Source organism: Arthrobacter sp. B0316-1-20 (assembly GCF_059091865.1).
This window is the reverse complement of sequence record NZ_JBNHHC010000002.1, coordinates 219836-231016: the sequence shown is the minus strand read 5'-3', so window position 1 is coordinate 231016 and position 11181 is coordinate 219836. Positions and strand designations below refer to the sequence as shown.

The window sequence follows — 11181 nt, the reverse complement described above, 5'->3', positions numbered from 1 at the left end:
GTTGAGCCCTCAGCGAAGAAAGCCCTCGTCTCGGCGATTCATGACAGCAGTCTCGCTTTCGCGGCAGCGAATTCCCGATCAGTCAGCACGTGGGCGGCGTGCAGTTCCGCAAGTATTTCCAGCTGATCGGCCAGCCACTCCCTACCGCCAGGGGTAGCGACCGGGATGCCCTGTGCCCGCTGTTCTGGAGCACTACCGGAACGTAAGCGATCATCAATTGAACCTGCCGTCACACGTGCTGCACCCGAAATGGCGGCGGTTCTCGCTATGGTTCCGAGCAGCCCGGGAAGTCCGCTTCTTGCAAATGTCATGTCATTTTCTTGGAGTCCAGGTCCGGTTCAGCTCGCCGAGATGCCGGCCGCTTCGACGGCTGCGACAACTATTTCGTGGGGAATTCTCGCGTAAAGGGTCGTCACACCTCCCGAAGCCTGTACCGCATCAGAAAGGAGCTGTTCCCAACGGTGTTCGAGAGCTAATATCAAGGCCGTCTCGTTGTTGCCTATTGATTCAGCAGCGACTTCGAGGTCCTTGTCACTGAGGAGCGTCAGCAACCGTGGATCATCGACAAGGCCCGGCCAAGCCTCCGGAAGGTGGTCTTCCAGATCACGGACGTGCACCACCCCGTGCTCGTCCCTGGACAGCAAAACCAGGTCGATGATGGAGACCGCGCCGGGCCTGACCGCAGCCCTCAGCGCATCGATGACAGTTGCGTCGACCTCCGGTCTCCGAAACGCGCAAATTATCACTTCAACGGGTCCGACTTTCATGCGTGGCTCCTGTTGGCCGGAACTGCAAGTTCTATCAATACTCCCCGTAGTCCCACAGGTCCGGATCACCCGCCCGGGATGATCTGTGACGGGTGTGGAGACAAGCGTGGTGACCTCTCTGCGTCTGGGCCTGCCCATTCGGCCGGAGGCAGACTTTCGCCCGCCAGCCGCTGTGCCAGCCCAAGCCGTTTGTCGCCGCTCCCCCGACTTGCGCGTTGCCTTGTTGTATCTCCGCTACGCGCCTACCATGAACGACGTGGGTCTAATCTCACGCGGTCCCCAGTTCAAGATCAAGCCTCCTCGACGCGGGGAGACGCACATTGAGCGCCCGCGTTTGAGCCAAGCCCTGTCTGTTGCCGCCGATTCGCACAGGCTCATACTCGTCGAAGCTCCCGCCGGCTTTGGTAAGTCCACCGTCCTCAGCGACTGGGCTCGAAACACCCCGATGTCTTCCGCATGGCTCACCCTTGATCGCTTCGACACACGGCCTGAGCGGTTGTTCCGCGGCGTCCTGGACACAATACAGTCAGCTGCCGCCGGTTTCTCCCCCGCCATGAACGACGTCCTGCTGGCCCTTGATCGGTCTCAAGCCCAGGATGAAGTAGCGTCCTATGACCATCTACTCGCGGCGCTGGACCTGCTGGAGGACCCCCTTGCCCTCGTCATAGATGACGTGCAGCTTGCCGGACCGGGACTGGTCGAGGGCATCGTAGGGTTACTCACCAGTTCAGCACCTCCGACGCTACGGCTCGTTCTCTCCGGCCGCAACCATTCTTCGCTGCGGTTGGAGAAACTCCGCTTTGGCGATGGGTTGGAGGAATTCCGTGCCGATGAATTGGCCTTTACCTTGCAGGAGGCAACGGAGTTGGCGTTCAGCCTTGGACCGGCCACCGAGCTGGATATTGAAGCGGCTTGGAGGGCCACAGCCGGGTGGCCTGTGGCCCTCCGCGCCGGCCTTGTTGCCAACCCGATTAACAAGGAGCACGAAGACGGTTCCGGTGGTTTTGCCGTGGAGAAAGCCTTCACCGAATACATCGCCGAGGAAGTTCTCGGCCAACTTGACCCACCACTGGCAGACTTCGTGTTGCGGACCACCACAAGCGACTGGCTTGAGCATGAACTCGCAATAGAGCTTTCCGGGCTCCAAACCGGCGGCGTTCTTCTGCAGGAGTGCATCAGAAAGGGTCTGTTTATCGAGGAGAAGGACTCCCGTGGCGACGAGTCCGTCTTCCATTGGCAACCCCTGTTTGCAGCTCAGTGTCGGGAAATACTGGTGGAACGCAACCGTGCTCTGGCGGAGCACCTTCACCGGGTGGCCGCAGGCTACTACCAGGACTTCGACGTATCCGAGAGTGTTGGCCAGGCTCTACGGGGACGAGAACCCCAGCAAGTCGTGTCTGCCCTTGTGGCGCACTGGCTGGAGTATCTGCTGCGCAATGGCGTCTACCCCCTCGAGCAGCTGTGTCTTGGCCTGCCGTCACCATGGTCCGACCACGCCGGGATACTCATGATCAGGTCTGTATGCCGTGCCCTTGCGGGCGATGATCCGTCCGCGGTGGACGTCGCCCACCAAGCGCTTTCAGGGGTTTCGGCTCTGGAGCCAGCGCGCCGGAGACGGTTCGAGTTGTATGTGGACCTGCTCGGGCTGATGCCCCACGAGGGCGCCTCCACGGTGCGCAGAGTGCCGGGCCAGCCCCCGGAAATTACTCAGGGCACAGGTAGTCGCCCAACTGCACTGGACACTGGCGGATCTCCTCTTCGACCGGCTGTGGTTCAGCAGGACGATGTTCAACTCAGCCTTCCGGCCCCACCGGGCGAAGACGCCGCCAACGGGAAGCATACGGCAGTAGCAGATAAAGTCATCATCACCTCGGAGATCGCGTTGGCGTACGCAGTGGCGGGCGATCTGGTAGCCGCTAACAAGTGGGTGGCCCAAGCCTTAGACGGAGCCTACGAACTCGGTGGAAACTGGGAGGGCCAGATGGCCAGCCTGTGGCTGGCTCAGGGGATCGTGAGCTACTGGAGCGACGACCTAACGGGCGCCCGAATCCATCTGGACAGGGTCCTGCCCTCGGGAGGCCGGGCGTCTTCGATGAACAAACTGGGCGCAGTTTACCGTGTCCTGGTCGATTGCGCCGGCGGCGATCCAGCGCAGATCGCCTCCTCAAACGAGATGCTGACGTCGCTTTTAGACCAAGGTCTGTATGGACCATCGTGGAATGCCTTTTCCACGATGGCACGCGCAAAAGTTGCCGAAGCCGAAGGAGACCTTGCAAGCGCTCTGGCGATCGTGAAGCCCTTGGAATACGGGAAGAATCCTCCTCTGGTGGATGTGTTCCTTGCTGAGCTGCTGAGGCGCGGCGGCAAATTTGTCGGGGTGCCTTGCCGCACAAAGACCGCAGCAGAAGTCGACCGTAACTCATACGCTGGCACCAGTATCGCCCTTACGGAGTCGCTGCTGGCCTCCATGGACGGTGACATGGCTACCGCGCACGAGCGGCTTGAGCATGCGATTTCGCTTGCGGAGCCACAGCGCATCTTGCGTCCATTCGCCGAACGCAGAGACGAGCTAGCTGACCTTCTCATGCAGCACGCGGTGTGGGGCACCGCCCACGAGGCCTTTGTTGCTGCTCAGATAAAGGAGAACACGCACGGCGACAACCTGACGACGTTCCTGTACTGGCGACTCACGGAGCGTGAACTGGAAGTCCTTGCCTACATGCGCTCGATGATGACCGCGGCGGATATTGGAAAGGCACTGTTCATATCGGTGAACACGGTAAAGACGCACCAGCGATCTATCTACCGGAAGCTCGGCGCGGCAAGCCGGCGGGACGTTCTCAAGATTGCTGCGGCCCGCGGAATCATCTAGCGCCTCGGGAGTGGCTAAGCCGACTTGCCCCACCCCCGGGTTTCATCTCCTAGGTGTGAGGCCGTGGCCAATGCCGGTCCTCATAATGCACCCCTGCACTTTGTGCGGGCCGACGTGCTGAGAAACGCATTCAGTTCAAGAGGGAGCCTCTTTCGCCCGTGAGACCCCACTGACGCCCAGCCTTCTGCGGACCGTTCCGCTAAGGTAGGCGCAGTGCTCCGGTGTCCGGGGCTGCGAGGGCCGGCACGTCGGCGAACGAGTAGGGCGGCCACGGCCCTAGAAAGCGAATGGATGCGCTGGGTTGTTCATCCTTGATGGCGGTCAGTTCTACACCGATATCCGGAATGCGAGCATGGAACACCAGGGCCGCCACGGTCAGCACCGGCACAAATCCTTCAGCCTGGTGCGTACGGCGGTTCTCGGCCAAGTCCTCACAAAGACGTGCAATACGGTGTCGATACTGCGGATACAGCCCGTCGGCGAGCTGGTCCGCTATCTTTCGTTCCATCGCATCCAATCGCTTCTGCAGCAGTCGCTGGATACCGGCCGGGCGATGTTGTATCTCTTCACGCAGGGTCAGCACTTCGCTGTTTTCAGCGGAAGCGAGGTGCTGGTCCAAATAGATCTCAATCCGCAATTCAGCCCTCCCCTGCAACGCCTCCAAGCGCTCTTTAAGCGGGTCAGCCGATTCGCTGAGCCACTGGGTCAGGCGATCGTCAGCGGATGTGGTGTCGTTACCGGCGACGATCACATTAAAGCTCATCGGCAGAACCGTTCCAGCCTGTTCCCAGCTTCTCTCGACCACATCCCCGTGTTCGGACACCCAGCGCTTTACGTCAGCATCTGCGCCCTCGAAAGGAGCGGCGCGGTGGCGATGCACGATTGCTGCGACATCTGCCTCCGTTGCAATCAGTTCCAATTGCGCGCCGTTAATGCCGGTTCCGAGATCGGCCAAAGGGACGGTCATTGGAACGACGGCGTACACGTAAAGGCCTTCACCTACAGGTTCAGCAGATTCGTTCATTTGATGCCTCTGCCCTGGTCTTCAACCCAGCGTTCGGGAGTTATGAACTTTTGCACAAGTTCATCCACAACGTCGTTGAGGGAGTGATGAAGGTCGGAAACCGAGTCTGTGATGCCGTGGTCGTTCTTAATCTGTTCCAAGGCCTCGTCCAGTTCCAGTAGTGCCTCGCCCAGCCGGTTCTGCTCCTCTTCGGTCAGCTCGCCACCTTCCAGCCGCCGGATGGCCTGAGTCTCAAGTGCTTCTTGAATGATTTCGACCAGGGTGACGACAAGAGTCAGTACCCCGTGCTTGAGGTTGTCCTCATCGACTTTGAGCGTCACCGTCTGCCTCCGTTTCCTCGTCTTCACCTTGACTGACTCCGTGCAGGAGCAGGGCCCACTGCCGGATACGTTCGCCGGCCAGCCGCACCGTGGCCTGTGGCGATTCCAGTACCAGAACCGATGATTCCCCGACTGGAGTTCTGCCGCTTTCCGCCCTGACGGCAACGATCTCCGCTGGCTGGAGCCGGACAGCCGGGCGGCGGTCCAGTGCAGCTTTCCAACTGAATCCCTCTTCGCTGTCGTATCTTCCTGTGCCCCCTCGCCACGTCCGGCTTCCGGATCGTTCTTCCTCGTACCAAAGTTCTCCCTGCAGTAACAGGGTGTCGGGTTCCTCCCGTGCCGGTACGCTTGCGGCACTGCGTGCTGCTAGTGCTGTTGGGCTCCCGGTATCGTTTTCTGTTTGTGTGTTGAGAATCAGTGTTCTCAGGCGCTCGGGATCGGCTGTTGACAGGAGCCCAGTGCCGCCGTCGTTTTTCTCCAAGCGCAGCCTTGGCTGGGATTGGCCGCCCCGGGAAGTCTGTTCCTGCAGGGTCAAGGTCTCGATATCGCCTATCCGTACTTGCCAGAGCACCTCAGGCGGACTCTGCCGGTGCACAACCAACCGCTGCGTGGTGAGGTAGATATGGCCGGGCAACCAGACCGTGGGCGTTCCCTCGTGGCAGTAGCTGCCCGCCACTTTCGCCACGATCTCTTCGTCTTGCTCAAGCCCCACGTGCCGGGAGACTGAGTCGCGTGCCCACGCCCGGGTGCGTGCATCCCAGCTTTGCATCATTCCGTATTCGAGCATGGTTTCCATGCCGGCAATGGTTGCGCGAAGATTGACTCCGATCAGCGGTATGTCCGCCACGGTGATGATGAGATCAAGGTTGAGAAATACGCCCTTGTTGAGTAATGCTTCGACCAGGTCAGGCAGGGTGGCACCTGGGTCACGGGTGGGCTGCATGGCCGGTTTGGGCGTATCAGGCAAAGAACGTACCCCGACCGCTCGGGTTCCCGATGCCGGTGCCATTTCCTACTGCTCCCGGTCGGAACTAGTGCCGGCAGTGGCCGCCCCCGCGTCGGGGCCACTGACCTGGCCATGATCCGCGCCGCTTTGAGCCTCGACAGGACTTCGATCCCGGGAGCTTTGCCCATCTTGCTCAAGTACTTGCGCGCTTCGCCAGCCACACCAGGGACAGAATTCGCTGAGCAGTTGGCGAACGGGTGCTCGTTTGCCGCACTGCGGGCAGGTTTCCTTCTGCTCCAAGGAATCCTGCCATGCAACGGTGTCCTGGTTGGTGCCGGCGGGAAACTCCAACCCATACCGGGCCGCCGTGTCGAAGGAAGCCAGAGCGGCACGGATGCGAATTCCCAACAGTTCGACGCCGGCCACCGAAACCATGATGTCCGCGTTGATCACCAACCCCTTGTCCAGCAGCGTTTCAATGACGTGGGTCAAAGTACCCTCGCGGTCTCTCTGCGGCTCCATCGCTGCGCTGCGCTGACTCATCGAACCGGGGGTATTGCTGGTACTCATAGTTTGGGTTCTCCCGCCTTGCCCGAGATGTGGGGTCTACGCATCATGGATGTATCGAGGCCCTGAGCTAGTCGGAGTGTCCTCGTCCCCGCACGTAGCGCGCCTGTCTGCGGTATGAGGCCAAACTGCCGCCTGAATCAAGAGTAACTTCGTACTCGGCCAGCACATCTGCTGTCTCCGGAATCCGCCGTGATTCAACGACTTCTACAGTGATCGTCCAGCCGCCGTCGTCGTTCTTGTCGATCCCTACGACTCCCTCAACATCCCTGCTGGTCAGTTCTTGCAACTGCTCCATGGCCTGGCGGGCTGCCATTCCGGCTGTCAGGCCATTCTCACTGGCTCGGGGCGTGGTGGCACGTTCGGTGGAAGGACTTGGCGTAGAGTCCCGTTGTGGACGCTGCTCGCCAGACGAGTCCGTCCGTGGCCGGGACTCTGAAGAGCTGGACGGCTGGGAAGGCCTGCTGCTGGACGTCCGGCTCTGGGATTCGCCGGAACTGCCGGGCCTTTTCTGGGAGGCGGTACCGTCGGAGGGACGGCGAACTGGCTTTCTCGCTGGACCGTCTCCTTCAGATGCGGGCCGCTTCTTGACCGGCGTCCTCTCTTCATTCGCCATAATCATCCCTCCCGGCGGTGACGCCGATTCGCTTGAATGAGCCGGTTTACCAGCTCTTGTTCAAGGGCAGCGGCCTCTTCTTCAGAAACGGAACCGGCGGCCTTCGCCTCGGCTACTTCTTCAAGTTTCCGCCGGATAACGGCGGGGTGATAGTACTCGCGCTCCGCTTCTTCGAGCACGCGCTCGGCGATCCATACCGTGCCTTTCACAGGAGCCAGCGGCAATCCGAAGATTGCGGAGAACAGTCCCATATCCCTATAACTCCCCGACAAAATCGTACGGCGCCTGGGGACCCAAGAGCCGGTACCTCAGGCGCTTCGAGAACCGCCGGGCGGACTCCTCCACCGCTTGTACGAAAGCCTCCGCTGATTCTCGGTCCACGAGCGCGGCAAGGTCAATCACGTCGCCAGGTTGATTGGATTCCCGGTGCCCTGTTTCGCGGGCCAACGGGGCAAGCGCCGCTTCGATCAGACCCGAATCAGCAGCCGCCTTCTGTTCAAGTCCTTCCACCACAAGTTCCCCAAGACGGATCCGTTCGTAGTGAAACGCGTTTTCGTCCTGGCTCGCTGTCACTTTCTGCAGCCGGGCGACATCAGGGTTTTCAGAAACTATTTCTGCGAGAACCGTCTCTTGCTCGTACCGGACACGAACTGTGAACTGCACAGCTCCCTCAATGCGGCGGAACAAGGACGCATACGCTTCCTGCATGCTTGGCAACACGTCCTCGGTGACAGTGTCCGCGTCGGGAACTACAGTGCCGAACGTCATCGGTAGGACGGAGACGGTGGCGGCCACCTGATCCAGCACCTGCCCGTGGGCCAACAAGTTCTCCGTTGATGCCAGCGCGTCCGGGTCCTCTACTGGTGTCACGAGCGCGGCGTGTGCTCCGCGGACCAATCGATGCACCGGATCCTTGTTGACGCCGGAAAGTCCCGGCGGCATGAGGCTGTCCGCCGGAACGATACCGTAGACGTATTGCATCATGGGGCGCAGCTCATTTCCCGGCTAGCGGGAAGACCTACGCGATGCCTCCGGCTCAGGCTCTCGTTCTTTTCGTTCATTGCCGTCATCCGCCTTGTCCCCCCCTCGGCCGATGGCCTCCTTCACTCCGGAGAGGACGCCACTCGTCTTGCCTTTGGACCCGCTCTGGTTCAACGACTCCATCATCTCCGGCAGGTCCTTGCCGCCCTTGGCTTCCAGGTCGAGCCGATTGACCGCCTCGGCGAACCGCAGGTAGGTATCCACGCTGGCAATAACGATACGAGCATCGATGGTCAGAACTTCAATGCCCACCAGTGAGACGCGCACGTATGCATCAATTACCAGTCCTTTGTCCAGAATGATGTCGATGACGTCCGCCAGTGAACTGGATCGAGGACGATCGATGTATCCGCTTCGTGACTGCGACATGGTAGTCATGATTGCTGCTACTTCCTTTCGGACGTTTGTTGTTCGGGTTCTTCATAGCCTTCGTCTTCACCGAGTTCGTCACCCTCGTCAGCGACGGGTTCTTCGTCGTATTCCTCCCCCGGTTCGCGATCGATGTCAGCAGCACCGGCTTCCGGCTCTCCCCCTTCTTCGTCCTCCTCGTAGCCGACGTCGGAGCCTTCCTCCGATACTTCTTCGCCTTCCTCAGGAGAGCCCTCTTCTTCCGAGCCGTACTCGTTCTCTTCGTATTCGCCCCCGGTTTCGTCCTGTTCAGCGGCTTCTGCATCCGCTCGTTCTTGTTCCAGGGTTTCGTCGTGCGTTCGCACGATTTCTTCGTCCCGGATTTCTCCGCGCCAGCCTTCGACGTCATCGGGGTTGAGGATGGTGTGGGTCATCACCCTGTGCACGTACCGTTTCATCTCCACCCGCACACGTCGGCCCACAGCACGCCAAATATTTCCCGTTTTCTCGAAGAAACCTTGAGGGTGGTACTCGACAACAATGCAGATCTTCGTCAACCGAGGCGCTGTTTCGTGAAAGGTAACGGAGCCGTTCAGATAACCTTTCTCGCCCGTGGAGACCCAGACGATGCGGTCATCGGGAACCATTTCCACGATTGTCGATTCCCATGAGCGGTGTGACCAGAAAACCTGTCCCTTAAACTTGACCTTGCCATCGTCCTGGCTGTGTTTTGCGTTTTCGAGCTTCTTCATAAAGTCCGGCCACTGCTCGAACTCAGTCCACTGGTTGTAGGCAACGGTGACAGGCACCCCAACCTCAATCCACTCGACTATGTTGGTGAATTTGTGCGGGTTGCTTCCCTTGCCTCCACCGCCCGTGAATAGATTCTTCACTTTGTCCTTCACCCCGGACAATGCGCCTTTGAAGGCACCCATAATCGGGCTTTTTCCTTTGACCGCGGCCTTGACACCCCCGCTGGTGGCTTTGTCCTTGACCCCGCCGCCCTCGGAGGGGTTGATCATCCGGCCTACCAGACCTGAGATGTTGTCCGCTCTCTTGCCCAGCCAGTTCTTAAACAGTGCCTTGCCATAGTCGATGGCGCTCTCTTTCAGCGTGTTCAGTGGAAGTTTGTCGGTTATCGAACCGGTGTTGGATTCAGCCATGGCAGCGGCTCCTTACCTGGTAGAGGGCTTGCGGTCACCGGCGGCAGGCGAACTCTTACGGGCTGCCTTCACGGGCGGGGTGTTTGACTTACTGCCGGAGCTAGACGAACTAGCTTGCGGGCGTTCGTTGGAAGTGCTCTTCTCGCCAGCACCGGCTTCATCCTCCGCCGGCTCCTCTTCAGCACCGGTCTCATCCTCCGCCGGCTCCTCTTCAGCACCGGCCTCATCCTCCGCCGGCTCCTCTTCAGCACCGGCTTCATCCTCCGCCGGCTCCTCTTCAGCACCGGCTTCATCCTCCGCCGGCTCCTCTTCAGCACCGGCCTCATCCTCCGCCGGCTCCTCATCAGCACCGGCCTCATCCTCCGCCGGCTCCTCATCAGCACCGGCCTCCTCCTCCTGGTCGGCGGCGGCCTCCTCATTGTCTTCGTCAGATTCTTTCTGCGCTGGCTTACCACCGCCGCTTCCGGGAATCACATCCTTTAGGCTTCCGGTGGCGGCGTTTAGCTTTTCGCTTCGGCTCTTCAGATTTGAGCTGACTGATTCGATTCCCCGGCTGGCCCCGGCAATCGCGGCTCCCTTGGCCGCTTCCGCCAACTGGCCCGTAAGTTGCTGCATTAGACGCTGCGCTTCGGGGGAAGACTGGATCAATGAGTTGAGTTGGCCCAGTAATTGAGTTCTGTTCCCGCCTAACTTCTGGCCGGCCAAGGTCCCGGCGACGGTCAGAGCCAACTTCATTTTCTTTGTTCTACCGAGCAAATACCCGCCCAATAGAATGGCAACTAGTTTTCCTTTATTTTCCATCGCTTGCCTCATCTCCGCCCAGGATTCTTCTTGATGAGCGCCCCCCCTACCTCAACCACTAAGGGCGCTTAGCACCAACGATGGCACAGCGGATGGAAGCTCGCTAGAAGGACGGCAATGGTGAAACGATTACTAGTTTCACTGAAAGGTTTTACCCGCTTTGTTAATCCTTTAGAGCACTTCTGCGAAGCAAATCGGCGTTGGGGCTGACGGTCATCCCCGGGGGTTGGGTTGGGTGGCTGGGTTCCCGATGCAGAGGCGCCGTCGAGAATGCCTCAGCCGGCCGCGTCCTTGTTGTCCGCCGCTGGTCAGCTTGTAAGCGGCGCCGCAGTGTTACTTCGGGAGCGATCGGGGCGCTTGCGACCGGCCCGCCTCCAACCGAGGATGGGTGCAGCCCCAAGGTTGCGTTCAGGCCGCGTCGAATTTCGGGGCCCGTCCCGGGCATCGTTGGCCTCACGCCCGCCGGAGGCACTTTGGACCCTTTACACGCACCGGGCGCGATCCCAACGCCCGTCGGAAGAGAGGAAATGAAATGATCACCAAGGACGACATCGACCGGCTTTCGGGCAGCGGGGCCAACGTGATCGACGCCGACGGAAACAAGATCGGCACCCTCCGACAGCTCTACCTCGATGACAGGACCAAGGATTTAAGCTGGATCACCGTTGTCACGGGCCTGTTCGGCACCAAAGAGACCTTCGTGCCTCTGCATGACG

The 11181-nt window shown here is 60.1% G+C and carries 13 protein-coding genes and 1 pseudogene; 2 read left to right on the top strand and 12 right to left on the bottom strand.

Annotated features, from left to right (window positions below):
- Positions 1-38: 38 nt before the first annotated feature.
- Entirely contained in the window at positions 39-311 is a 273-nt protein-coding gene (locus tag AC5RW2_RS04040) for an SHOCT domain-containing protein (protein ID WP_493950616.1), read from the bottom strand.
- 27 nt (positions 312-338) lie between these two features.
- Positions 339-767: a DUF6325 family protein gene (locus tag AC5RW2_RS04035; RefSeq protein WP_493950617.1), complete on the bottom strand. Its 429-nt coding sequence runs from the start codon at positions 765-767 to the stop codon at positions 339-341.
- 247 nt (positions 768-1014) lie between these two features.
- On the opposite strand from AC5RW2_RS04035, the gene AC5RW2_RS04030 reads away from it, so the two are divergent.
- Complete coding sequence (locus AC5RW2_RS04030; RefSeq protein WP_493950618.1) at positions 1015-3639, top strand: helix-turn-helix transcriptional regulator; 2625 nt, start codon at positions 1015-1017, stop codon at positions 3637-3639.
- Positions 3640-3838: 199 nt separating this feature from the next.
- Here AC5RW2_RS04030 and AC5RW2_RS04025 read toward each other — a convergent pair whose 3' ends face one another.
- From AC5RW2_RS04025 to AC5RW2_RS03980, 10 genes are all read right to left on the bottom strand, one after another.
- Positions 3839-4663: a GvpL/GvpF family gas vesicle protein gene (locus AC5RW2_RS04025; RefSeq protein WP_493950619.1), complete on the bottom strand. Its 825-nt coding sequence runs from the start codon at positions 4661-4663 to the stop codon at positions 3839-3841.
- Complete coding sequence (gene gvpK, locus AC5RW2_RS04020; RefSeq protein WP_493950620.1) at positions 4660-4983, bottom strand: gas vesicle protein GvpK; 324 nt, start codon at positions 4981-4983, stop codon at positions 4660-4662. The genes AC5RW2_RS04025 and gvpK overlap by 4 nt, the downstream gene beginning before the upstream one ends.
- Entirely contained in the window at positions 4964-5992 is a 1029-nt protein-coding gene (locus tag AC5RW2_RS04015; protein WP_493950621.1) for a gas vesicle protein, read from the bottom strand. The genes gvpK and AC5RW2_RS04015 overlap by 20 nt, the downstream gene beginning before the upstream one ends.
- 3 nt (positions 5993-5995) lie before the next feature.
- Positions 5996-6499, bottom strand: a complete 504-nt coding sequence (locus AC5RW2_RS04010; RefSeq protein ID WP_493950622.1) for a gas vesicle protein — start codon at positions 6497-6499, stop codon at positions 5996-5998.
- A 67-nt stretch (positions 6500-6566) separates the two neighbouring features.
- Positions 6567-7112, bottom strand: a complete 546-nt coding sequence (locus AC5RW2_RS04005; protein WP_494073698.1) for a gas vesicle protein GvpO — start codon at positions 7110-7112, stop codon at positions 6567-6569.
- Positions 7113-7114: 2 nt separating this feature from the next.
- Entirely contained in the window at positions 7115-7363 is a 249-nt protein-coding gene (locus AC5RW2_RS04000; protein ID WP_493950624.1) for a gas vesicle protein GvpG, read from the bottom strand.
- A 4-nt stretch (positions 7364-7367) separates the two neighbouring features.
- Positions 7368-8096 (bottom strand): GvpL/GvpF family gas vesicle protein, encoded by a 729-nt coding sequence (locus AC5RW2_RS03995; protein WP_493962160.1) that lies wholly within the window; start codon positions 8094-8096, stop codon positions 7368-7370.
- Positions 8097-8117: 21 nt separating this feature from the next.
- Positions 8118-8531 (bottom strand): gas vesicle protein GvpJ, encoded by a 414-nt coding sequence (gvpJ, locus tag AC5RW2_RS03990; protein WP_493950626.1) that lies wholly within the window; start codon positions 8529-8531, stop codon positions 8118-8120.
- An 8-nt stretch (positions 8532-8539) separates the two neighbouring features.
- Complete coding sequence (locus AC5RW2_RS03985; RefSeq protein WP_493962161.1) at positions 8540-9664, bottom strand: SRPBCC family protein; 1125 nt, start codon at positions 9662-9664, stop codon at positions 8540-8542.
- Positions 9665-9676: 12 nt separating this feature from the next.
- A complete protein-coding gene (locus AC5RW2_RS03980; protein ID WP_493962162.1) occupies positions 9677-10465 on the bottom strand; it encodes a hypothetical protein in 789 nt (262 codons plus the stop codon).
- 532 nt (positions 10466-10997) lie between these two features.
- Here AC5RW2_RS03980 and AC5RW2_RS03975 point away from each other — a divergent pair.
- Positions 10998-11168, top strand: a pseudogene (locus AC5RW2_RS03975) (PRC-barrel domain-containing protein); the annotation flags it as partial.
- Positions 11169-11181: the final 13 nt, after the last annotated feature.